This window comes from Neptuniibacter sp. QD29_5, from assembly GCF_047778125.1.
Taxonomy (GTDB): Bacteria; Pseudomonadota; Gammaproteobacteria; order Pseudomonadales; family Balneatricaceae; genus Neptuniibacter.
This window is the reverse complement of record NZ_CP180556.1, coordinates 1613294-1637951: the sequence shown is the minus strand read 5'-3', so window position 1 is coordinate 1637951 and position 24658 is coordinate 1613294. Positions and strand designations below refer to the sequence as shown.

Genomic DNA, 24658 nt, shown 5'->3' with positions numbered 1-24658 from the left:
ACCCACGCGTTTGAGATCACACAGTAATGAGCCAAGAGATATCTGTAAGCAAAGTCGTTGAAAAATTACCGAGTCGATTTGTTTCTCAAAACGCTGCTGATCTTAATGCCGTATTCCAATTTGAATTAGAAGACGACCAAAACTTCTATATTGAAATCAAAGAAAACCAGTGTAACGTCTTAACGGGTGATCATGATGACCCAAATGTCACACTGATCATGGAAGCCGAAACTATGGTCAGCGTAATAAATGGTGAAAAAGATGGCATGAGCGCCTTCCTTTCAGGGCAATTACGAGCAGAAGGCAACATCATGTTAGCGACTAAACTCGGCAAGCTTTTTAGTCGAGAAAAGCAAAAGGATCAATAAACTACCGCTCTTCGATAAATCGATCGATTAACTGCCTCGATATTGTAAATTGAGGCGGTATGGTTGGTAATTCATCAATTCCAAACCAATCGGCACTTATTATTTCCTCGCCGTCCGGCGTAATATCCCCCCCACTATAATCAGCCATAAAGCCCAACATAAATGAGTGCGGAAAAGGCCAGGATTGGCTACAAACATATTCAATGTTTTTCACCATAATTCCTACTTCTTCCATCACCTCACGCTCCACTGCATGTTCTGCAGATTCCCCCGCTTCGATGAAGCCAGCCAAGGTGCTGTAACGCCCAGATTTAAACTTGCTGGAATGCGCCAAAAGGCATTTATCATCTTTGCGCACCAACACAATAATACAAGGCGAAAGGCGTGGATATTGATGATGTCCGCAGGATGGGCAAACCTTGGCAAGGTCCGCCTCATCCATAATGAGTTCAGTTGCACAGCGTGGGCAATACTTAAACGAGGCATGCCAAGTTACCACTTGAGCTGCAGCAGACAATATAGAGAATTCATCTTCATTATCTGTCTGCGATAAAGCTGAACGCAAATCCAACGCCTTCAACGATAGGTGTTTACCCTTATTATTTAAAACAGCAATTCGGTAAGACTTATTAGAAACCTCAGGTAGATCAAAACTGATCTCCACATCAAGTGGCTCCAGCTCTACTTCGGAAAAAAGAAATCTTTCTTGTTGATCACAAAGTAGCGACTCCCCAGACGCTAAAAAGTAGTTTTTTTCCTGTAACCCCAAGACTTACCTCCACTTTTCGCACTGCAAATATCTATTTATGTACGAGCTTACAACTGCAATAGAGCAACTATAAAGACATTAAGTAGCGTTTTTTGCAACTCCATTCATAAGTTATCAGCCATTTTATTAAAAGATGCGTCCATCGATAACCTTAGCCTTTAGATTTAGAGGACCAACTGTTAGTCTATGCCCGCCCAAATTAAATAAGGGTAATCACCTATACCAGCAATAGCTGTTCTGATTATAGGAAATCATAAAAATGACCAACACAATATCACAAGCATTCGCTAGAAATTTTCTGGGTAACTCACCCGTATGGTACAAGCTAGCGATTATCGGGTTTCTAATACTTAACCCAATTCTACTATTTACCTTAGGCCCTGTAGTTACGGGCTGGATCTTAATCTTTGAATTTATTTTTACTCTGGCTCTGGCACTCAAATGCTACCCACTCCAGCCAGGCGGCTTACTGGCTATCGAAGCGATAATTATCGGGTTAGCCAGCCCCGACTCTGTTGCTCATGAGATTGAAGCCAACCTCGAAGTTATCTTACTGCTAATGTTTATGGTGGCCGGCATCTACTTTATGAAGGACATGCTCCTATGGGTTTTTACTAAAATACTAATTAAAGTTAGATCAAAAACACTTCTCGCACTGCTTTTTTCTTTCTTCTCCGCTTTCCTATCTGCTTTCCTAGACGCACTCACTGTAACAGCCGTATTGATCAGTGTCGGTGTCGGCTTTTACGCGGTTTACCATAAAGTTGCTTCAGGTAAGGCTTATCACAATCCTGATCACGACCACGCAGATGACGAAGCCGTACATGCAAACCACCAAACCGATCTCGAAGAATTTCGCGCCTTCTTACGTAGCCTGCTTATGCATGGTGCTGTCGGCACAGCGCTTGGTGGAGTATGTACGCTCGTTGGAGAGCCGCAAAACCTATTAATAGCAGAGAAAGCCGGTTGGAGCTTTCTAGAATTCTTCTTACTCATGGCACCCATTACCTTACCAGTACTGGTTGCGGGCTTAGCCACCTGTGCCTTATTAGAGAAAACTAAAATCTGTGGCTACGGAGCGCGTTTACCAAAAAATGTTCGGGATGTTCTTTTAGACTTTGCAGCCGAACAGGATGGCAAGCGTACCTTGCGTGATAAAGCCGCACTCTGTACCCAAGCACTTGTAGCTGCTTTCTTAGTATTTGCTCTGGCCTTTCATGTTGCTGAGGTCGGTCTAATTGGCCTCACCATTATTATCCTTCTAACAGCTTTTAACGGTATTGTTGAAGAACATCAAATCGGTAAGGCATTTGAAGAAGCACTCCCATTCACGGCCCTATTGGTTGTGTTCTTCTCTATCGTGTCGGTCATCCATGAAAATCATCTATTCCAGCCGATTATCGATGCTGTTTTAGCATTACCTGTAGAACAACAACCAGGCGTTTTCTTTATTGCAAATGGCGTGCTTTCTGCAATAAGCGATAACGTATTTGTAGCAACGGTCTATATCAATGAGGTTGTAGCCGCATTGAATAGCGGCTCCATTACTAGGGAGCATTTCAATTCGTTAGCAATTGCAATTAACACCGGCACCAACATCCCAAGTGTTGCGACACCTAATGGACAAGCTGCTTTCTTATTCTTACTGACATCTGCGCTAGCGCCGCTTATCCGCCTTTCTTATGGCAAGATGGTAATTATGGCGCTGCCCTACACTATTGTGATGAGTATTGTGGCTTATACATCCCTACAGATGTATTTATAGCCAAGGTAGCTAACAACAAAGGCCAGCAATAGATGCTGGCCTTTTTAGTTCTTATGACAACCAATTAAGTTTTATACTTTGAATTTAGAAACCATGCCCTGCAATTGTTTTGAAATATCGCTTACTTGATCATTCGCAGCTGCTGACTGCTTAGCCCCTGCTGCTGTTTGCTCGAATCCAGCACTTATAGTTTCCAAGTCTCTGGCAATGTCATCAGCTACAGCAGACTGCTGCTCAACAGCACCTGCCACCTGAATGTTCATTTCGCTAATCGAATTAATAGCACTATGAATACGCTCTAATGCCTGTGCGGTTTCTTCTGATTGCGCCACTGTTTGTTGCGATTGCGAATAGCTAGTTTCAATAGCTTTCACAGTATCCGCCGTACCAGACTGTAGTCGCTGAATAATCTCTTGAATTTCGGTAGTAGAAGACTGGGTTCTCTGCGCTAAAGTTCTTACTTCATCTGCCACTACAGCAAAACCACGACCTTGCTCACCCGCTCGTGCAGCCTCAATTGCAGCATTTAACGCAAGTAAGTTAGTTTGTTCAGAGATATTCTGGATAACGCCAATGACCACTTCGATATCCGAACTACTTTGTTCAAGGGTTTTAATAAATTCTACTGTAGCCTCTAGGTTAGTCGCTAGATCGCCAATCTCTTCCAATGTCTTATTAATCGTCTGCTTGCCTCTTTCAACTTCTGATAAGCCCTCATTTGATTGTGTAGCAGAGTCTGTAGCATGACGAACCACTTCCTGAATACTCATCGCCATCTCATTTACTGCGGCGGCAATAGAAGACGTTTTAGCCTGCTGCTGATCAATTATATGAGAAGTTTGTTCTGATATTTGGCTTGCAGAATCCGCATTAACAGATAGATCCTTACTGGTATTGATAATGTTACTAATAAGGGATTTCAGCATTTGTGACATTTCGCTAACAGAGCGGAATATACCTGTATCACCACTGGTCACAGTTAGATTTTGAGATAAGTCGCATTCAGAAATACTTCGTGTGATCGCTGCAATTTCGGCTGGCTCACCACCTATCGGCTTACGAATAATTTTTGCAATTACCCATGATAAGGCAATAGCGATCAACACCGAAAAAGCCGCCAATATAACGATTGCCGCTTCTGTATTTTCTGCTAACGCTTGAATCTCTGGCCCTAATGCGTCTTGATCCTTCTTAACCGATAACTTCACGTCCTCTAAATCTGTGGCAATGATAGGTCCAATTCTGTTTAAAGTTCCATTGATTAAACCATTCCGCTCCTCAATGATCTGAACCACTTTTGCAAAGGTTGATATGTACTGCTGATGCTGTTCTTTAAATATACGTAACGATTGCCTTCGTGTTGGGTTTTGAAGGTTAACGTCCAAATCTTCAACAAAAGGTTGTATTTTTTCTTGAAGCTCCTGTTTAGCTCTTTCCTCATCTGCCGTAGCATTGGTAATAAGGTATTTAGCTACATATAAACGCCCGAGCAGGAGATGCTCTTGAACCTGCGCAGCATAATATGCAGCAGAGGCATCATTATCTGCATAAGCAGAAGTGATAATACTGGACATCTGCTTCCGCATCGCCAACCCTGAGGGATCAAGCTGATTTTTAACAAGCCTGTTCCGCTCCCTAAACAGTTCGACCACTTTATTAAAGCCATCTTTGTATATATCTATATTCTTTGCAGATTTTGCTACTAACTCAGCACGCTCAGGCTTCTGAATCTCAACTTTAGCCTCTGACATAAATTTTTCTACTTTAACTAAGCGTTCGCCGTACAGTTGAATCGATTCCTCACTACGCTCATTTAAGAACTTCAAAACACCTAAACGAACTTTCAACATATTAGCTTGCAAACGCCCAGCTAAGTTCGTGTCTCTAGCCAGACCTCGGTACTCAACCAAGCCACTATAGACATTAGAAACGCCTACCCATGAGAAAACCGAGATAATTACTAGAAGAGCTATAATCGATGAAAAACCTACACTAATTTGAGCAGTCAATTTAAGCTTCTTAAACATAGAGCAACTCGCTTCAAGAGACTCATCCTTAAGGCTCGTGCTTATTTGGTTATATTTTAATCATCAGTGTAGTTCAGAAAATCTCAATACAAGTGAAATTTATGAAAGATTTAATAGAGGTTATTTAGCGTTTAGGTTGGCAAGAGTAAACAGGCCTGGATTGAAACCCGCAAAGAAATACATTCTGAGCCAAGCAGTTCTAGTAAAGATCACGGTACTTATATGTAGCAAGACTCACCAATAACCTGGATCATCAAATGCTTTGGCACAGCCTATTTTTCCATGCGAAGGCTTAATATCTTTACCGTTGACCATTTGTGCAAGCCAACCAATTGGCTGACTCAAGTTGAAAGGAGGCTCGATTAATTCTGTACTCACCTGCTTAAACCCAATTTTTGAATAGAAAGCAGGGTCACCGTAAGTAACCACCAGCTCTATACCTTGAGTGCCAAGATGATCTAACCCATAGCGAATAAGTTTTTGACCAACTCTCTTACCTTGATATTCGCTATCAATAGCGACAGGTGACAACAAAAATCCAGACGTTTTATCCGGCAGAGTTAGCCGGCTAAAAAAAATCGCTCCCACCATCTGATGATCGACAGTTGAGCAAAATCCAAACAAATCATTTTCTGGAGTCTCATTGATCAGCTTAGTTACCAAAAGCTTTAATAGCTGACCCTCCTGCTCTCCAGCCGATGCTGTGAAAGCGCTTTCGCACAGCTCTATAGCTTGTTGAGTCTGGCTATAATCAAATACCGAATAATTCATAAAACTACCCTACTTAATACCAGCAAATAATTCAGACAAAACTATTAACCATTATTAAGCTAATAATAGATCACACACCGATAACTATTACATATCCAGTAGTTAACGCCATTAACAGAGGTCGAGCAGAAGTGAAGGCCAACCGTATATATCGCCGATATTTTGCTTGGCCTGGTCATGTAAACGCATCAAATCTAAGCTTGGCGCCTTTTCATACGCGAATAATTTTCTTTGCAAAGGGGTATATTATTAATGCCATCACAAGCCACGTTTCTAGAAGGTACCTTGCCACGACATCTGGAAGTTTAATACCTGCAGCCATAAGAACGGATCCTATTATAAGCAAAATACCGAAACTTATGATTAAGCAGCCAATGTACGCTTTTATGAACTTCACAATTTAATACCTGGTTTATGATTCACTAGTACTTAATTACATAACGACTAACACACGAGTCCGACTTGCGAAGCAATAAAGGATCTCGTGGTGTGACTTGTTGTCCTGGCCCGATCGTAACAAAACACCCGTGCAGGAAAGACTTAATAATGGTGTCACTAGATATGGGTGATGATATGCACTTTACTCTTGGCACTGAGCAGAAAACTAAGCCCATAGCGTGAATCGTCCCTTCCGTGAAACTCGTGAGGCGTCTTCTAAACTCGTTCAAGAGCACCGCTCGCGGTTCACGGTAGCATGTCAGTTATTTCACAGATATAGGACAATTTCTGATTTTCGCACCGAGTAATACGCTCTCTTCCATTGAGACATTCCATTAAAAAATGACTCTATCCAGCACCCAACTAGACGCCCTAATTACGACGGGACCAGCGGCAACATTTGTATATACGGGGGTCCGTGTATCTACCCACGCTAGACCTCCATCTGTCTGATTTACTTACATTTTTAACTTAATCTTCGTAGCAAAACAAGCAAAACCACACTGAGAAATATGACTAATTCAGTCATTTAATTTCCCCAATGATAAATATACTGGATATTTATACATGCATTACATGGAGGTAAATAGCATGGCTCAGAGTCCTTTTCTCAATAAAGTACGCAAGGAAATTCGGTTACGCGGATACAGCATTCGTACCGAGAAAACTTACATCTACTGGATTAAGCAATTTATCTATTTCCATAAAAAGAAACACCCGGAAGAAATGGGTGCAGAAGAGGTAAAGAACTATCTATCCAGCATGGCTGAAAACCGATCAGTAGCCATTAACACCCAAAAAGTTGCACTAAATGCTTTGGTATACCTTTATCAGAAAGTGCTTAATCGCCCTTTAGGTGATCTTAATTTCCGCTACGCCACTAAACAGCGTCACTTGCCCACCGTTTTAACCCCTTCAGAAGTGCAAAAGATAATTTCATGCGCTTCAGGTCGAAATCAGACTGTCCTTAAACTACTTTATGGTAGCGGTTTACGGCTAAATGAATGTTTGAGACTAAGAATTCAAGATGTTGATTTAGAACAGAATTCATTAACGATTCGGGACGGAAAAGGTAATAAAGATCGAAAAACTCTTCTAAGCCCATCATTAAAGCCAGAACTGAAAAAGCTTATTAAAAAGCTAAAAGTATTCAATTTAAAGACAATGAACGAGGTATAGGCCCCTCGATGCCAAAAAATATCCGAATGGATTTAGACAGCACAAGTGGATGTATCTATTCCCTTCCACCAGCATTTGCTGCTATCCAGATTCTAAAGACCAATGCCGTCACCATTTGCATGACACTGTCATAGGCAAAGCGTTACGACAAGCAGTAATAGAATCTGACATTACTGACAAAAGGATTACTTGTCATACATTCAGACATTCTTTTGCGACACACTTGTTACAAGAAGGAAGAGACATTCGTACAGTACAAGAACTGCTCGGTCACAACGATGTTAAAACGACACAGATTTATACCCACGTTTTAGGCCTGCATTACGCGGGCACCAACACCCCCCTAGAACGGCTTAATTTTGATTAAAGCGGTTTTCAAAGCAAAAAAAACACGCCCTTGGGCGCGTTTTTATAAATCCGTTTGAAATTAGATCACAGTTTTTCCGCCCATGTATGACTGTAGGGCTTCTGGAATTTGGATCTTGCCGTCTGCAGTTTGGTAGTTTTCCATAACGGCTAGCAGTGTACGACCTACCGCTAGACCAGAGCCGTTTAGCGTGTGCAGAAGCTCAGGCTTGCCTGTTTCTGGGTTTCTCCAACGCGCTTTTAGACGACGTGCTTGGAAGTCTGTCATGTTGGAAACAGAGGAAATCTCACGGTACTTATCCTGACCTGGCAACCAAACTTCAATGTCGTAAGTCTTAGCAGAGCTAAATCCTAGATCGCCACCGCATAGTGTTACTACACGGTATGGTAGGTTTAGTTTCTGTAGGATCGCTTCGGCGTGACGGATCATATCTTCTAGCGCGTCCCAAGATTTAGATGGCTCAACGATCTGTACCATCTCAACTTTTTCGAACTGGTGCTGACGGATCATACCGCGAGTATCACGACCAGATGAACCAGCTTCAGAACGGAAACAAGGCGTGTGCGCTGTGTACTTCATTGGCAGTTGAGCCGCATCAACGATTTCGTCACGAACGATGTTTGTTACTGGTACTTCTGCAGTTGGGATCAGGTAGTACTGACGATCACCGAACGGTACTTTAAATAGATCTTCACCAAACTTAGGTAGCTGACCGGTACCACGAAGGCTATCTTCGTTAACCATGTACGGTACGTAAGTTTCTGTGTAACCATGTTCTTCAATCTGCGTATCTAGCATGAACTGGATAAGCGCACGGTGTAGACGTGCCAATTTGCCAGTCATTACAGAGAAACGAGAACCGGCCAGTTTAGCAGCCGTTTCAAAATCTAGCTCGCCACTCTTTTCGCCAAGCGCAACGTGATCTTGTGGTTCAAAGTCGAATTCACGCGGTGTACCCCAACGGCGTACTTCGACGTTATCTTCTTCGTCGGCACCTTCTGGTACTTCATCGCTTGGGATGTTGGGTACGCCAGACAGTAACTCGTCTAAGTTGTCCTGTAGGCCGTTTAACTCAGCTTTAGCTGCATCTAGTTTATTACCAAGATCAGCAACTTCTGCTAGCAATGGCTGGATATCTTCACCAGCAGCTTTTGCTTTACCAATGCCTTTCGATCGTGTGTTTCGCTCGCTCTGTAGGTTCTCAGTTTCAACCTGAAGCTGTTTACGCTGGTTTTCCAGCTCAACAAACTGATCAACCGGGAATTCAAAACCTTTTTTCTTCAGCAGCTTTGCTACTTCTTCCGGGTTAGCACGGACAATTTTTGCGTCGAGCATGAGCTTTTAAAACACCTATGTATAAAGATTAGAACAAGCGTGTAAACCAAAGGCCGCCATACATGGCAACCAAACACAGTAGAACGCTTAATAATATATAAATCGCAGCCGACATCATATGCCCTTGCTGCAGCATTGCGACAGTTTCTAACGAAAAAGTAGAAAAAGTTGTGAATGCGCCCATGAAACCAACCATTAACAGCGGTCGCATCTCTGGACTGAGTTTAGATTTTTCAAGAATTAGAACAAATAACACGCCCATCAAAAAGGAGCCAACCACATTACAAGTTAGCGTGCCGTAAGGGATACGATGCTCAGCGTTATTCAGTAAGCTACTTACCCAATAACGACCTAATGCACCCGTTGCACCACCGATAGCAATTGCGATGAGATTTAACATCCCCTAATCCTTTTCCCTGCGGTTATTCATCTGAATAGCGTTTGAGTGGGCTTTGTTGATCGAGCTGTTTGAGGTGACGTAATTTTTCACCAATTTTCAGCTCTAACCCTCTTTCTTGAGGATGATACCACTGCTGATCTGCAATTTCTGGCGGTAAATAAGATTCTCCAGCAGCATAGGCATCGGGTTCATTATGCGCGTAGCGGTATTCATCGCCGTAGCCCATATCTTTCATCAAACTGGTTGGGGCATTACGCAGGTGAACCGGCACTTCATAGTCTTGCTGTGCTTTTACATCTGCCATGCATTGATTGAAAGCCTGATAAACGGCATTACTCTTTGGCGCAGAAGCACAATAGATAGCGGCTTGCGCTATTGCCCTTTCACCTTCTGCAGGCCCAACACGATCAAATGCGTCCCATGCTGATAAGGCAACTTGCATAGCGCGTGGATCGGCATTACCAATATCTTCGGAGGCAATCGCCACTAGCCGTCTTGCGATATATAACGGGTCACAACCGCCATCCAGCATTCGGCAATACCAATACAGAGCGCCATCGGGCGATGAGCCTCGAACTGATTTATGAAACGCAGAGATCTGATCGTAAAAGATATCACCCTGTTTGTCGTAACGACGCCCCGTTGATCGCAGTACCTCAGCCAGAACTTCTTCATTAATCAGTTCTGTTCCATCTTCTTGTGTTTCGGCTAGATCTGTCGCGATTTCTAAAAGGTTTAGTGAGCGCCTAGCATCACCATCCGCAGCTTGTGCTAAACGCGCCAACATATCGTCAGTAATCTCGAACTTTCTATTACCCAGTCCTTTTTCGCAGTCGTTAATTGCCCGTTGTAGCACCTCAAGAATTTCACTCTCTTGAAGTGACTTTAAGGTGTATACCCTCGCACGAGAAAGTAAGGCGTTGTTCAATTCAAAGGATGGGTTCTCTGTTGTTGCGCCAACAAAGATGATGGTGCCGTCCTCTACATAAGGTAGAAAGGCATCTTGCTGGGATTTGTTAAAGCGGTGAACCTCGTCCACAAAGAGGATCGTTTTGCGGCCACTTTGCATTGAATGCTGTTTAGCTTGCTCTACCGCGATACGAATATCTTTTACGCCTGATAATACAGCTGAGAGCGTAATAAAGTGTGCATCAACGTGATGAGCAATCAACTTAGCGAGCGTTGTTTTACCTACACCTGGCGGCCCCCAGAACACCATAGAATGAGCAACACCCTGTTCTAATGTGGTCCTTAGCGGCTTGTCCGGTCCTAATAGATGGGACTGACCAATATATTCGGTCAGTGTTCTTGGACGCATACGAGCCGCTAATGGCTCGTATGCAGGTGCTTGGGAAAATAGATCCACTCTATTCCTCAATATCTACTATAACGTCTGTTCCTTCTGGAACACGGAAGTAAAAGCTTTGATTGGTCACTTCTGGGTTCAGTGTCTGCTCTGCAAATACAACTGATGTCCGCTGTCCCAGAGAGTCTTCCAACATCAGTTCAGAAATCACATTTCCTGCAAACGCTAGACGGATACGGCTGAAGCTATACTGATCAGATAACGGCTTAAGATCGAAGATCTGCTCGCTCTCAGTATCTTCGACCAAACGAACTGCGTAAGTTTTCTGCAGCTCACCAATTTGGCCATTTAGAATCAAAGCAGGCGCGCTATCTTGTTGCGTATCTGCGGCTCTTTGCGTCACTTGCTCTAAATCAGGATCGTAGATCCAAATATATTCGCCGTCAGAAACAATCTCTTGCGGGAAGGGCTGCTGAGTTTCCCAACGAAAACGATTCGGTTTCGCCAAAAGAAGACTGCCCTCTGTTTTCTGTGCTTCACGGCCATTTTCAGCCAGTGTGACTTGTTCAAACTTGGCTGAAAAGCTGTCGTAACCTTGTAGTAGTTCATTCAGCTTATTGGCACCATCGGTTGCAGCCATCGCAACGCTACTACCTGCAATCAAGCAGACTGATGCGGTATGAATAGCAATTTTCTTAATGTAACTCGTTAATCTCATACTCAAACCTTTAAGGTGATATTACATCTCACCGTTTGGAGATGGGGCTAATACTTCACGTTGCCCATTACTGCCCGCAGTACTTACAACACCAGCGGCTTCCATCGCCTCGACCATTCGAGCGGCGCGGTTATAACCAATTTTAAGCTTACGCTGCACGCTGGAAATTGATGCTTTGCGGGTTTCCAATACAAATGCGACCGCTTCGTCATATAGCGGGTCTTTTTCATCATCGAACAGTGAACCTGAACCTCCGCCGTCTGAAACAACATCACCTTCAGTAATTTCAGTAATATAATCTGGCTGACCTAATTTCTTCCACGCCTCTACGACGCGATGCACTTCGTCATCACTTACAAATGCGCCATGAACACGGTTTGGCAAGCTGGTACCAGCAGGTAGATAAAGCATATCACCCCAACCTAACAGGTGCTCTGCACCAGACTGATCCAAGATCGTTCTGGAATCGATTCGTGAAGATACCTGGAAAGCGATACGCGTTGGGATATTAGCCTTAATCAGACCAGTAATAACATCAACCGATGGACGCTGAGTCGCTAGGATTAAGTGGATACCTGCAGCACGGGCTTTTTGAGCGATACGTGCAATTAGCTCTTCTACCTTTTTACCAACGATCATCATCATGTCAGCGAATTCGTCGATCACAACAACAATGTAAGGTAGTGGTTCGAGCTCAGGTGCAGGTGTGCCGAATGGCTCGCCATGCTCTTCTGCATTCCAAAGTGGATCTAGTAGAGGCTCGCCTTTCTTACGCGCTTCTTCAATCTTGTCGTTAAAGCCGGCTAGGTTACGTACACCCATCTTAGCCATAAGACGGTAACGTCGCTCCATCTCGCCTACACACCAACGTAGACCAGATGCAGCATCTTTCATGTCGGTGATAACTGGCGTTAATAGATGTGGAATCCCTTCGTAGATAGAAAGCTCCAACATCTTTGGATCGACTAGGATCAAACGAACCTCTTCTGGTGTTGCTTTAAACAACAGCGATAGAAGCATAGCGTTTACACCAACCGACTTACCAGAACCGGTTGTACCCGCCACCAGCAAGTGAGGCATTTTGGCAAGGTTCGCTACCACAGGATTACCTGCGATATCGTTACCTAAACCGATAGTCACTTTAGAGCCCGCTGATAGGTACGGCTTAGAACTCAGTACTTCACTAAGATGTACAGTTAGACGAGATTCATTTGGGATTTCAATACCGACAACAGACTTACCTGCAATAACCTCAACCACACGCACGCTGGTAACAGCCATCGAACGGGCAAGGTCTTTAGCTAGGTTAGTAATTTTGCTGGCTTTAACACCCGGTGCAGGCTGGATCTCAAATCGAGTGATTACAGGACCTGGATTAACCTCTACTACCTCTGCTATTACGCCAAAGTCCTTCAACTTGCTCTCTAGCAAGCGAGACATCTGCTCTAGCTCATCTGGAGAGTAACCAGTATCTGTATTCAGCTCTGGTGGATCCAAAAGCTCTAGGGGTGGAATCTTACGCGCAGGTTTTCGCTTGACTGCCCCCGCCTCATCTAAACCAAGCTCTTTATCCTGCATTGGCTTATGCGTTTCAGACAACGGAATGATCTTAACCTGTGGCTTAGTGTCTTCTGCTACGGTTGGTACAACTACTGGAGCTGATTCTGGAGATGTAGCCGATACAGGTTGCACAACTGCCGGCTGTGCCGCCACTTGTTTTACAGGTTCCGCTTTCACTGGTTCAGATGCAGTGAGAATTTCGCCCGTTTCAGTATCAATGTGCTCTTCTATCTGTTTTTCAACTTGCGGTGCTTTAGGCGCACGTTGTGGTCTTACCAACGGCACATGGCCAACATCAGCATGCTCATTGTCTGTTGCTTGAACTTCAACCTGTGAAGCAACCTTGCTAGTTGCTTTCTCCTGAACTGGCGACTCAAAGGGCTCAGTATTGTCTGTAAATCTAGGTTCAATTCTGTCACACACTACAGGCGGAGCTTGCTCTTCAAACTGATCATTAATGTAACCTCTGTGTAGGGCCTCTTCAGCTTTTTCAAGTTCATCATCAGACAAATCTAGTGATGTTTCTCTTTCTTGCTGCTGAGGTAATACAGACTCTGTCGATTTAACGACTTTTTGCCCTACTCGTTCTAGTACAGTTGCCCAGCCCATTTCTAATAACATTGTTAATCCAAATAATAACAATGCAAAAAGAACTAAAGAGCTACCCAGCACACTTAATAACGAAACAGCTAAATCCGATACTGCTTCACCTAAAATTCCACCCGAGGTAAACGGATAATCCAATCCTGTATTTGAAATATGCGTGGCACTTAACGCACTAAAAGCTGTTAAAAACAGCAAAGCACCGGTTAAACGAAGCATAAAGAATGGGATGACATCTAACGCGCCACTCTGTTTCCGAAACAAGAAACGGCCTGTTTGATACAAAATTAGCAGGGGCACAAAAAAGGCACCTAGGCCTAATCCAGAGATTAGTAGATCGGCTATCCAAGCCCCCACAGGACCCGCTAAATTGCTTATATCTGGCTGATAACCAAGATGAGACCATCCAGAATCCTTTGGATTAAATCCCAGTAAAGCCACAATCAAAAATAGGCTGACCGTAACAACAACGATTAAACTCGATTCACGGCTGATTCTTACAAGTAATTCGGGAAAACTTAAACGTTGTCCGTTGTCGGTCGCGCTCAAGGATGTAGCTCCATAGATCAGTATTAAAAAAACCAATGACTACAATAACATAATTTAATCCGCGACTAACGGTTGAAGCGCATTGGTTTATAATTCATAGTTACCAAGTGCGATTTTTCATTGCTCTCATCTGCAACATATCCGCACTGAATTTATACTAAGCTTTTGTATCTGAATTATTTCAATGGATGCACCCTATGTCTCTGACCAATTTGCATACAGATCACCGTCGTGCCTTAACCTTCCCTATCGGTACAAGCATGTATGGTATCGATGTCAGCAACATTCTTTCATTTTCAGATAGCTTCGGTGAAATTAAATATGCCACAGAGCATGTCGATGGTTTTATCGGCTATTTAGATTTCCGTAACACATTGGTTCAAGTCTTTGAGTGTGCAACGTCACTTTCACACAGCAAAGAAAGAGATACTATTGTAGAACTCATTTCTGAGATCAAAATCTATCAGCAAGCTCATATCGATTGGATGGATGCATTAGAGCATTCAATTAGATCAGGAGAACCTTTTACAAAAGCAAGAGATCCGCACGCCTGTGCTTTTGGACAATGGTTCTATAGCTACAAAACTGACGATGACGGACTTCGTGCCCTACTCGATAAAATCGAACAACCGCATAAAGATATTCATTCTTTGGGTGATAAGCTTTTAGATATGACTTCGGCTGGAGATCAAGATGAGGCCGTTGAAATGCTTCGAATTGAGCGTCAGACCTCTCTGAAAAAGCTATTACGTACCCTTGGACATATTCAGGACTACCTCAAAAACAGCATTCACCCAATCGTTTTACATCTAACCAAAGATGGCCGTACTCCATGGTTCTCTATGGTGTTAGATAATATCGGTGATATTATCGATTACTCTCCTGTTGCTATGGATAATCTAAAAACGATCGATCAAAGCACACCTATAGAAGGTTATGTAAGAGATCCTTCCGGTGAAAGCTTTATGATGCTTTCCTTAGAACAGTTCTATGAACACGCCAGCGCAAAACTCAGCAAGGCGGGTTGATATTTAATTAGTACACCCCATTAATACACTCATAACTTTTTAACGGATTCATTTTTTTACTATGAGCGACGTACAACATCACCAGTTAATTATTCTTGGAAGCGGCCCTGCAGGCTATACTGCAGCCGTTTACGCAGCACGCGCAAACCTAAACCCGGTTGTTATTACCGGTATGCAGGCTGGCGGCCAGCTAACAACTACAACCGACGTTGACAACTGGCCTGGTGACGTTGACGGCGTTCAAGGTCCTGAATTGATGCAGCGTATGCAACAGCACGCTGAACGTTTCGATACTCAAGTAATTTTTGATCACATCAACGAAACAGATCTTCAAAACCGCCCGTTCCGCCTTAAAGGCGATATGGGTGAGTACACCTGTGATGCGCTAATCATCTCTACAGGCGCATCTGCTCAATACCTAGGCCTACCTTCCGAAGAAACATTTGCAGGCAAAGGCGTTTCTGCATGTGCAACATGTGATGGTTTCTTCTATCGCGGCCAGAAAGTCGCTGTTGTAGGTGGTGGCAACACAGCTGTTGAAGAAGCACTGTACCTATCTAACATTGCTGAAGAAGTGACACTGATTCACCGTCGTGATTCTTTGCGCTCTGAAAAAATCCTTCAAGACAAGATTCTTGATCGTGCAGAGAACGGCAACATTAACATCATCTGGAACCACACACTTGAGGAAGTTGTAGGTGATGATTCTGGTGTAACAGGCCTTCGCCTTAAAAGCACAACAGATGGCGCTGAGCAGAACCTTGATGTTGCGGGTGTATTCATCGCAATTGGCCACAAACCAAACACAGATATCTTCGAAGGCCAGCTAGAAATGAAAGATGGCTACCTGAAGATTCAATCAGGCCTTGAAGGTAATGCAACACAAACATCTGTTGAAGGTGTTTACGCTGCGGGTGACGTATGTGACCACATCTATCGTCAAGCAATTACATCTGCTGGTTTCGGTTGCATGGCTGCACTAGATGCAGAGCGCTACCTAGACGATCTAGAAAAATAAGTGAGACTGAAGCTGCTTTCATGGCAGCTTCTTTTTTTATGCTTCCTTGGTTACAAGATTCAAACGACCCATTCCCCCCTATAGATCAAGCTCTAGAAGATCCCAACGGATTATTAGCAGCAGGCGGCGATTTAACACCTGAACGCCTAGTTTCAGCTTATCGAATGGGTATTTTCCCTTGGTACAGCCCTGGCGAACCGATTCTATGGTGGAGTCCAAGTCCCCGTTGTGTGATTACACCGGATGAATTGCATGTTTCTCGCAGTATGCGTAAACGCCTCAAGAAAGATGATTACACTGTTAAGTTTGATAATAACTTTGCTGATGTCATTGCGGCGTGTGCTGAACCACGTAAAGGCGAAGATGGCACTTGGATCACCCGCGATATTCAAAATGCCTATAACCAGCTTCACCAACTCGGAATCGCCCACTCCGTTGAGGTTTATATGGATGGTGAACTTGTTGGCGGCTTGTATGGCCTGGCTATAGGAAAACTATTTTTTGGCGAGTCTATGTTTAGCCGAAAACGTGATGCTTCTAAAATTGCGTTAATAAAAATGGTCGAACAGCTGGAAAAGTGGGGCTATGCTTTAATTGACTGCCAGGTAAGCAATGAACATCTGTTTTCACTAGGTGCTTATGAAATACCGCGAGAGTCATTTCAAAGTTATTTGGATGAATACCTTGATCAACCGCTCAACCATAGCTGGCAGTTTGAAAAAAATGGCGTTTAATTGGAGTTAAGTGTGACGAATCTCAGGACTTTACACTTTTATGCCACACCAGAACACGATTGCAGCTATCTAGAAAACAAAACAGCTAAGACACTGTTTGTAGACCCGCATGCTGAGATTGATCAATATACCTATGGTCAGCTTTCTGACTTAGGTTTTCGTCGCAGTGGCAAACACATCTATCGCCCACACTGTGAGGGCTGCAATGCATGTATCTCCGTAAGAATACCCTTGGCTATATTTAAACTTAAGAAAAGCCAGAAACGAATCATCAACAAAAACAAAGACCTAACTGTTACTGCTAAACCAGCACAGTTTACTGAAGAGTATTACACCCTCTACTCACGCTACATCAATGAACGCCACCAAGATGGTGATATGTACCCACCAAGTCTCGACCAATTTAACTCATTCTTGGTTGAAGGTGAGGAACATACACAGTTTTTAGAATTCCGAGACGGTGATTCTAATCTGCTAGCTGTCAGTGTGATTGATCGACTACAACAAGGCTTATCGGCCATTTACACCTTCTACGACCCCTCCTTGCCAAAACGCAGCTTAGGAACTTACTGCATCTTATGGCAATTACAATATTGCCAAGATAAAGGCTTAAACTACTTATATCTCGGCTATTGGGTTAAACAATGTCGTAAAATGAGCTACAAGGTTTCATTCCAGCCCTTTGAACTGCTTATTGATGGTTATTGGACCCTCGTAAAGCCTGAATAAAACACTTATATATCAACAAAAGAAGATGTTGCTATATTTGCTTTGATAATGGCCTTTTTTTCAGGCACAATACCGCGCAATTATTCGGTCCAGATTTTCTGGAGATCCTCAACAAGGTAGAGAATTAATGGCTAAAGAAGATAGCATTGAAATGGAAGGCACCGTGGTTGACACGCTCCCGAACACTATGTTCCGAGTTGAGCTGGAAAACGGCCACGTTGTTACTGCGCACATCTCAGGTAAGATGCGTAAAAACTACATCCGTATCCTGACTGGCGATAAAGTTAAAGTAGAACTAACTCCATACGACCTAAGCAAAGGCCGTATCGTTTATCGCGCGCGTTAATCATTGCTTTCTCCCTGCTTTGCAGGACAGAATTTAAAAAGGCAGCCTAATGGCTGCCTTTTTTGTATCTCAAAAGACCCGCTTATGCGCAGGTCATCGCTTCCACACTGATCTCGCCATCTGCATCGACACTAATGGCAACTTCACCACCCTCTTCGGATAGTTCGCCAAAGAGAATCATCTCAGCTAACGGCTTCTTCAATTTCTCTTGGATCAAGCGTTTCATTGGGCGTGCGCCCATCTGTTCGTCGTAGCCTTTTTCAGCAAACCAAGTACGAGCTTCGTCATTCAAATGCAGTACAACACGCTTATCTTCCAACTGAACCTGTAACTCAGCAAAGAACTTATCGACCACACCTTTTATGATGCTAGTTGTAAGGGCTTTAAACTGGATGATGCCATCAAGACGGTTACGGAATTCTGGTGTAAACATCTTACGTATAGCAGCCATGCCATCAGAGGCATGATTTTGCTTAGTAAAGCCAATGGATGCGCGGCTCATATCTTCCGCACCTGCATTGGTAGTCATTACCAAAATCACATTACGGAAATCTGCTTTACGACCGTTGTTATCCGTTAAAGTACCGTTATCCATTACCTGTAGTAATAGATTGAATACTTCTGGATGCGCCTTCTCAATTTCATCAAGCAACAGAACACAGTGCGGAGACTTTGTTATCGCTTCTGTTAGTAAGCCACCTTGGTCATAGCCAACATAGCCAGGAGGTGCACCAATCAAACGGGATACTGTATGACGCTCCATATACTCAGACATATCAAAGCGAACCAGTTCAATCCCCATAATACGTGCAAGCTGCTGCGTTACTTCTGTTTTACCGACACCGGTTGGGCCAGCGAACAAGAAACAACCTACAGGCTTATCAGGCTCTTTAAGGCCCGCACGGGAAAGCTTGATCGCAGAGGATAGCGTATCAATTGCCTCATCCTGCCCAAGTACAACCATCTTAAGATTGCTATCCAGCTTCGCCAGCTGATTCTTATCAGAAGCAGAAACACTTTTAGGCGGTATACGGGCAATCTTAGCAACAATCGCTTCGATATCTTCCGTACCGATCTCTGCTTTACGAAGCTCTTTAGGCAATAGACGCTGATAAGCACCCGCTTCATCAATTACATCTATTGCTTTATCCGGCATATGCTTATCGTTGATATAGCGCCCTGCTAGTTCGGCAGCTGCACGTAGCGCTTCATCACTGTAAGCCAGTTCATGGTGTTCCTCAAAGCGACCTTTAAGGCCTTTAAGAATCGAATAGGTATCTTCGATACTTGGCTCAAGGACATCCACTTTCTGGAAACGACGCGCTAATGCACGGTCTTTCTCAAAAATTCCGCGGAATTCCTGGAAAGTAGTAGAACCGATACAACGGATCTGACCTGAACTTAGCAGTGGTTTAAGTAGGTTTGATGCATCCATAGAACCACCAGACGCTGCACCAGCACCGATGATAGTGTGGATTTCATCAATAAACAGAATCGCGTGATCTTTGCCTTTGATCTCATTTAAAAGACCTTTAAGCCGTTTCTCAAAATCACCACGGTATTTAGTGCCCGCAAGCAAAGCACCCAAATCAAGAGAATATACGATCGACTCTTTGATAATTTCAGGAACTTTGTCTTCAACGATTAGCTTAGCTAGACCTTCAGCAATCGCTGTTTTACCAACACCCGCTTCACCGACAAGTAGCGGGTTGTTCTTACGACGGCGAGATAGAATCTGAACGACACGCTCTACTTCGGAATCTCGCCCTACCAGTGGATCTATTCGACCGCTTTCAGCTTCAGCATTCAAATTGATCGCATATTTAGCAAGAGGGCTATCATCCTTTTCTTCGTTCGCAGTTTCACTTTCAACCGAAGAATCAGAGTGTTCATGGTCGTGTTCTGACATTTTAGAAATGCCATGAGAGATATAATTGACTGTATCGATTCGTTCTATGCCATGCTGCTGCAAAATATAAACAGCCTGACTTTCTTGCTCACTAAAAATCGCTACGAGTACGTTGGCTCCAGTAACTTCATTCTTACCAGATGACTGAACATGGAATACCGCACGCTGAAGTACTCGTTGAAATCCGAGTGTTGGCTGTGTTTCCAAATCAGGTAATGTTTCAGATAGTAAAGGCGTAGTTTCTTCGATGAATGAAGACAGGTTCTGCCTAATACCTTCAAAGTTAGCACCACAGGCTGCAAGAACTTCATGCGCCTCATAATTATCCAACAACGCCAGCAACAAATGTTCGACAGTTATAAATTCATGTCGCTTTTCCTTTGCGGCTTGGAAAGCTGCACTGAGCGTGTCTTCGAGTTCTCGGTTTAACATAACGGTTCCTCTTCAGACTTTCTCGACTTCACATAGCAGAGGGTGATTATTATCTCTCGCATATTGATTAACTATAGCTGCTTTCGTGTCAGCTACATCACGGGTAAAAATCCCACATACTCCTTTCCCTTGAGTATGGACCGATAACATCACTTGTGTAGCTTTTTCTTGGTCCATATTAAAAAACATCATGAGCACAGCCACGACAAAATCCATTGGTGTGTAATCGTCGTTCATCAAAACCACACGATACATTGATGGTTTCTTAAGTTGCGGCTTTGCTTCTTCCGTGACTAATCCGTGATCATGATCAAAATCTTCATGTTCATCTTCATTAGACATTCGAATTACTTTTTGTTCAAAATCAATAGACATCTAACAATCTTCTAAATTTAAGCTAATATTTACTACTGAACAGTGATTGCACACTTGTCACACATTCTGTGGCTGGTGCTATAATCAGAATAGCAGGATAGGCAAGGCCCCAGTAGTACCTGCGACTTAATAGGGGACAACCTTTAGCAACTATTCTAGCAGCTAAAGGGAGTACGTTCAGGTTAGTAATCCAATTGCAGTTTTGGATACGGGAGTTAGTTATGCAGACAGGGAAAGTAAAGTGGTTCAACAATTCTAAAGGATATGGTTTTATCCTATCAGATGAACATGAAGAGGATCTCTTTGCTCATTATTCTGCGATAGAAGTCGATGGCTATAAGAGTCTCAAAGCAGGCCAACAAGTTGAGTTTGAAACCCAACCGGGTCCAAAAGGTACTCATGCCGTTCAAATTAAACCTTTAGCAACCCAATAGCAAAAAGGTTACATCAATAAACTAAAAAACCAGCATGCAGCTGGTTTTTTTGTGTCTGGCATAAGCAAACTACATATTTTTAATTATCGCCTCACCAAACTCAGAACTTGATAATAACTCCGCGCCATCCATAAGCCGTTCAAAGTCATAGGTCACAGTTTTAGCTGCAATAGCCCCATCCATACCCTTAATAATCAAATCTGCAGCTTCTGACCAACCTAAATGCCTTAACATCATTTCGGCAGATAGAATCAGAGAACCTGGATTCACCATATCTTTACCTGCATATTTAGGTGCGGTTCCATGAGTTGCTTCAAATATTGCAACTTCATCTGATAGGTTGGCACCCGGGGCTATCCCTATACCTCCCACTTCCGCAGCCAAGGCATCTGAAAGGTAATCACCATTTAAATTTAGCGTTGCGACTACGTCATACTCAGCGGGTCTAAGCAGAATCTGCTGCAACATCGCATCCGCTATTACATCTTTAATTATAATTTCTTTACCTGTGTTTGGATTTTGAAAGCTCATCCAAGGGCCTCCATCTTTAAGCTTTGCTCCAAACTCTTCTGCCGCCAATTCGTAGCCCCAATCTTTAAAGGCACCTTCGGTAAATTTCATGATATTACCTTTATGTACCAACGTTAGGGATTCCCGATCGTTATCCACGCAGTACTGCAACGCTTTCCTTACTAGGCGCTTTGTTCCCTGCTCAGATACAGGCTTCACACCAATACCGCACTGTTCATCGAAACGAATTTTGGTAACACCCATCTCCTCTTTTAAAAATCGAATCACTTTCTCTGCTTCAGGCGAGCCAGCCTGCCACTCTACTCCAGCGTAGATATCTTCTGAATTTTCCCTATAGATCACCATATCCACATCTTCTGGTTTTATGACTGGGCTCGGTACGCCTTTAAACCAACGCACCGGTCTTTGGCAGACATAAAGATCAAGCTCCTGACGTAAGGCAACATTAAGCGAACGAATACCACCACCTACAGGTGTAGTTAATGGCCCTTTAATCCCAACAACAAATTCCTTAAAAGCTTCCAAGGTTTCATCTGGCAGCCATGTATCTTGCTCGTATACTGAGGTAGCCTTCTCACCAGCAAAAACTTCCATCCAGGATATTGAACGGTCACCTCCATAGGCTTTATTAACCGCAGCATCAACCACGCTAATCATCGGAGGAGTCACATCCATACCAATCCCATCTCCTTCTATATAAGGAATAATAGGGTTATCAGGAACATTTAATGGATGATCTTGATTAACTGTTATCTTGTCGCCATCAGGTACAGAAATATTTTTATAACCCATAATCTACTCCAACTCGATTTGTTACACCGCAGAAGCTGTGATCAGTGATATGATTGCGCTACAGGATCAGTATAGATCAGCATTATCCCTTTGATTGATCGCACCATGCTTTAAAGAACTGAAAAACAATGAGCCAGCTATTACTTTTTAATAAACCTTTTCAAGTACTTACTCAGTTCACTACCAATGACGATAAAAGCACACTAGCCGATTTTATTGATCAGCCGGGCTATTATGCTGCTGGCCGATTAGATTATGACTCTGAAGGCTTACTGATTCTTACCAATGAAGGCGCTGTACAACATTACTTAGCTAATCCTAAATTTAAGCAAGAAAAAACATACTGGGCCCAAGTTGAAGGAGAGATCACTGAGACTGCTTTGAATACCTTACGTAAAGGCGTTGAACTCAAAGACGGTATAACTCGTCCAGCAAAAGCCAGGGTGATCGATGAACCTGATATATGGCCTCGTAATCCACCCATTCGCGAACGTAAAAATCAGCCTACCAGCTGGGTCGAATTGAAAATTACTGAAGGCAAAAATAGACAAGTAAGACGAATGACTGCAGCCGTTGGCTTCCCAACCCTACGCCTAATTCGCTATGCAATTGGTGATTGGACATTAGACAGTCTAAAGCCTGGAAACTCTAAGTTAATCGAAGTCACTTTAAACCTACCGAGAAACAGTAAAAACACCACGAGTCGCAGGCCTCATAACAACAGGAATAACCGACAACAGATTCGAAATACAAAGCGCACAAGGAAATAGTTAATAGATTAATAAGCTTTAATATCCAATCATTGCCATATATTCTTAGCAATTCACGAGCAAGTATTTGATTTAGTAGTAAATATTCTTAAATACTTGAATAAGCTCTGAACTGTCTAACTAAAAGAATGGCTAGTTGATTAAAGGATTACAAGGATGAACAAAAGCTTATCTGCAATTGGCGTACTTGCCTGCCTTCTAATATCCACTGTTTCAGCCAATGACAAAGTCATTCGCATTTATCACGACTCAGACTACACCTCATACTCTTCCTCTGCACAAGCCATGAAGATGGGTTTCCTTACCGCTCTGGACGAAATCGATTATAAAATTGGTAACTACCAACTAGAATTTGTTGAAAAAGATCATCGAGGAAATGTTGTTCGTAGCCACAGAACAATGAAACAATTCGTAAATGATCCTAGCGCTCTATTTATACTTGGCGGACTACACTCCCCCCCTTACATTAAATATCGTCAATACATCAACGATAATGAAATTCTGCTACTAGTTCCGTGGGCAGCAGGTGGACCTATTACCCGCCATCCTGATAGTAATAACTGGGTATTCAGATTATCTGTCGATGATACAAAAGCGGGCTTACGAATTAGCGATTACGCAGTAAATTCAAAACAATGCAAATCTCCCCACCTATTACTCGAAGATACAGGCTGGGGAAAATCGAACTTCAAGACAATAACCAACTATTTTGAAAGCTCACTGTCCATTACACCTGAAGTTACATGGTTTAATTGGAATACCAAAGACAATGCAGCCAAATTAATTTTGAGAGAAATTGCCAAATCCGATAGTGACTGCGTTATCTTCGTTGGTAACGCTATAGAAGGCGCTACCTTTATGACAGCTATGACAGAGGTTGAACAATTCAATCTACCTGTGCTTTCTCATTGGGGAATTACCGGCGGAAACTTCCCCCAGACATTAGGGCCTACAACCCTATCTAAGCTGGATTTAAGCTTTATTCAAAGCTGCTTCTCTTTTGTCAGCTCTGAAGAATCCAAATTCAGCCAATCAGTATTTGCCAGAGGTCAGAAGCTATTCCCTGAAGCATTAACTGATTATCGCTCTCTAAAATCGCCTACGGGGTACACCCATACGTATGACTTAGCCAAGGTAGCTATCCAAGCAATGCAAAATATAACTCTAAGTGATGATATGGCTCAAAATAGGCAGTTACTTCGAGAAGAATTAGAGTCATTAAACACGCCTGTTAAAGGGCTGATAAAAACTTACCAAAAGCCCTATTCTACTTTTAGTCAATCTAATTTAGATGCACATGAAGCGCTCGGATTATCTGATCTATGTATGGCCAAATTTACCCCGGATGGAGTAATAGAAGTAATGCCCAACACAATTCCGAAAGTTCCTAACTAGTTGAGTAATA

The 24658-nt window shown here is 43.1% G+C and carries 23 protein-coding genes; 12 read left to right on the top strand and 11 right to left on the bottom strand.

Translation table 11 applies throughout. From position 1 onward, the window contains the following. Positions 1-26 precede the first annotated feature (26 nt). The gene (locus tag ACMXYR_RS07525) at positions 27-368 is read left to right on the top strand and encodes an SCP2 sterol-binding domain-containing protein (protein WP_415903540.1); all 342 of its coding nucleotides are present in this window, start codon (positions 27-29) and stop codon (positions 366-368) included. A gap of 1 nt (position 369) precedes the next feature. Here ACMXYR_RS07525 and nudC read toward each other — a convergent pair whose 3' ends face one another. Continuing rightward, positions 370-1137 (bottom strand): NAD(+) diphosphatase, encoded by a 768-nt coding sequence (gene nudC / locus ACMXYR_RS07520; protein ID WP_415903539.1) that lies wholly within the window; start codon positions 1135-1137, stop codon positions 370-372. A gap of 259 nt (positions 1138-1396) precedes the next feature. Here nudC and nhaB point away from each other — a divergent pair, with 259 nt between their 5' ends. Then, on the top strand, positions 1397-2902 hold the full coding sequence (nhaB, locus tag ACMXYR_RS07515; protein WP_415903538.1) for a sodium/proton antiporter NhaB: 1506 nt from the start codon (positions 1397-1399) through the stop codon (positions 2900-2902). A gap of 71 nt (positions 2903-2973) precedes the next feature. On the opposite strand, the gene ACMXYR_RS07510 is transcribed toward nhaB, so the two are convergent. Together ACMXYR_RS07510 and ACMXYR_RS07505 are read right to left on the bottom strand one after the other, a co-directional pair. Further along, the gene (locus ACMXYR_RS07510) at positions 2974-4911 is read right to left on the bottom strand and encodes a methyl-accepting chemotaxis protein (RefSeq protein ID WP_415903537.1); all 1938 of its coding nucleotides are present in this window, start codon (positions 4909-4911) and stop codon (positions 2974-2976) included. Between the two features lie 252 nt (positions 4912-5163). Continuing rightward, positions 5164-5700 (bottom strand): GNAT family N-acetyltransferase, encoded by a 537-nt coding sequence (locus tag ACMXYR_RS07505; protein WP_415903536.1) that lies wholly within the window; start codon positions 5698-5700, stop codon positions 5164-5166. A gap of 1029 nt (positions 5701-6729) precedes the next feature. On the opposite strand from ACMXYR_RS07505, the gene ACMXYR_RS07500 reads away from it, so the two are divergent. Continuing rightward, a complete protein-coding gene (locus ACMXYR_RS07500; RefSeq protein ID WP_415903535.1) occupies positions 6730-7317 on the top strand; it encodes a phage integrase N-terminal SAM-like domain-containing protein in 588 nt (195 codons plus the stop codon). 49 nt (positions 7318-7366) lie between these two features. Continuing rightward, the gene (locus ACMXYR_RS07495) at positions 7367-7684 is read left to right on the top strand and encodes a tyrosine-type recombinase/integrase (RefSeq protein ID WP_415903534.1); all 318 of its coding nucleotides are present in this window, start codon (positions 7367-7369) and stop codon (positions 7682-7684) included. A gap of 60 nt (positions 7685-7744) precedes the next feature. Here the strand turns inward: ACMXYR_RS07495 and serS are convergent, their stop codons facing one another. Genes serS through ACMXYR_RS07470 form a run of 5 tightly spaced genes read right to left on the bottom strand, consistent with a single transcriptional unit; the run spans position 7745 to position 14155 of the window. After that, entirely contained in the window at positions 7745-9019 is a 1275-nt protein-coding gene (gene serS / locus ACMXYR_RS07490; protein WP_415903533.1) for a serine--tRNA ligase, read from the bottom strand. A 28-nt stretch (positions 9020-9047) separates the two neighbouring features. Next, on the bottom strand, positions 9048-9419 hold the full coding sequence (gene crcB / locus ACMXYR_RS07485) for a fluoride efflux transporter CrcB (RefSeq protein WP_415884872.1): 372 nt from the start codon (positions 9417-9419) through the stop codon (positions 9048-9050). Positions 9420-9441: 22 nt separating this feature from the next. Next, positions 9442-10737 (bottom strand): replication-associated recombination protein A, encoded by a 1296-nt coding sequence (locus tag ACMXYR_RS07480; RefSeq protein ID WP_415903634.1) that lies wholly within the window; start codon positions 10735-10737, stop codon positions 9442-9444. A gap of 49 nt (positions 10738-10786) precedes the next feature. After that, positions 10787-11443, bottom strand: a complete 657-nt coding sequence (gene lolA, locus ACMXYR_RS07475) for an outer membrane lipoprotein chaperone LolA (protein WP_415903532.1) — start codon at positions 11441-11443, stop codon at positions 10787-10789. Positions 11444-11464: 21 nt separating this feature from the next. Continuing rightward, positions 11465-14155 (bottom strand): DNA translocase FtsK 4TM domain-containing protein, encoded by a 2691-nt coding sequence (locus ACMXYR_RS07470; protein WP_415903531.1) that lies wholly within the window; start codon positions 14153-14155, stop codon positions 11465-11467. Positions 14156-14352: 197 nt separating this feature from the next. On the opposite strand from ACMXYR_RS07470, the gene ACMXYR_RS07465 reads away from it, so the two are divergent. From ACMXYR_RS07465 to infA, 5 genes are all read left to right on the top strand, one after another. Then, the gene (locus ACMXYR_RS07465; protein WP_415903530.1) at positions 14353-15183 is read left to right on the top strand and encodes a CZB domain-containing protein; all 831 of its coding nucleotides are present in this window, start codon (positions 14353-14355) and stop codon (positions 15181-15183) included. A 61-nt stretch (positions 15184-15244) separates the two neighbouring features. Further along, the gene (gene trxB / locus ACMXYR_RS07460; protein ID WP_415884875.1) at positions 15245-16201 is read left to right on the top strand and encodes a thioredoxin-disulfide reductase; all 957 of its coding nucleotides are present in this window, start codon (positions 15245-15247) and stop codon (positions 16199-16201) included. Positions 16202-16221: 20 nt separating this feature from the next. After that, a complete protein-coding gene (gene aat / locus ACMXYR_RS07455) occupies positions 16222-16935 on the top strand; it encodes a leucyl/phenylalanyl-tRNA--protein transferase (protein WP_415903529.1) in 714 nt (237 codons plus the stop codon). A gap of 12 nt (positions 16936-16947) precedes the next feature. Then, positions 16948-17664: an arginyltransferase gene (locus ACMXYR_RS07450; RefSeq protein ID WP_415903528.1), complete on the top strand. Its 717-nt coding sequence runs from the start codon at positions 16948-16950 to the stop codon at positions 17662-17664. 127 nt (positions 17665-17791) lie between these two features. Further along, complete coding sequence (gene infA, locus ACMXYR_RS07445; protein WP_027853708.1) at positions 17792-18010, top strand: translation initiation factor IF-1; 219 nt, start codon at positions 17792-17794, stop codon at positions 18008-18010. 82 nt (positions 18011-18092) lie between these two features. Here infA and clpA read toward each other — a convergent pair whose 3' ends face one another. After that, positions 18093-20351, bottom strand: coding sequence for an ATP-dependent Clp protease ATP-binding subunit ClpA (gene clpA / locus ACMXYR_RS07440; RefSeq protein ID WP_415903527.1), 2259 nt, complete (start codon positions 20349-20351; stop codon positions 18093-18095). A 12-nt stretch (positions 20352-20363) separates the two neighbouring features. Continuing rightward, entirely contained in the window at positions 20364-20726 is a 363-nt protein-coding gene (gene clpS, locus ACMXYR_RS07435) for an ATP-dependent Clp protease adapter ClpS (protein ID WP_415884474.1), read from the bottom strand. Between the two features lie 221 nt (positions 20727-20947). Here clpS and cspD point away from each other — a divergent pair, with 221 nt between their 5' ends. Beyond that, on the top strand, positions 20948-21160 hold the full coding sequence (gene cspD, locus ACMXYR_RS07430; RefSeq protein WP_415884879.1) for a cold shock domain-containing protein CspD: 213 nt from the start codon (positions 20948-20950) through the stop codon (positions 21158-21160). 69 nt (positions 21161-21229) lie between these two features. On the opposite strand, the gene icd is transcribed toward cspD, so the two are convergent. After that, entirely contained in the window at positions 21230-22483 is a 1254-nt protein-coding gene (icd, locus tag ACMXYR_RS07425) for an NADP-dependent isocitrate dehydrogenase (protein WP_415903526.1), read from the bottom strand. Positions 22484-22611: 128 nt separating this feature from the next. Here icd and ACMXYR_RS07420 point away from each other — a divergent pair, with 128 nt between their 5' ends. Together ACMXYR_RS07420 and ACMXYR_RS07415 are read left to right on the top strand one after the other, a co-directional pair. Beyond that, positions 22612-23253, top strand: a complete 642-nt coding sequence (locus ACMXYR_RS07420; RefSeq protein WP_415903525.1) for a pseudouridine synthase — start codon at positions 22612-22614, stop codon at positions 23251-23253. Between the two features lie 156 nt (positions 23254-23409). Beyond that, on the top strand, positions 23410-24648 hold the full coding sequence (locus ACMXYR_RS07415; RefSeq protein ID WP_415903524.1) for an ABC transporter substrate-binding protein: 1239 nt from the start codon (positions 23410-23412) through the stop codon (positions 24646-24648). The last annotated feature ends 10 nt before the right edge of the window (positions 24649-24658 follow it).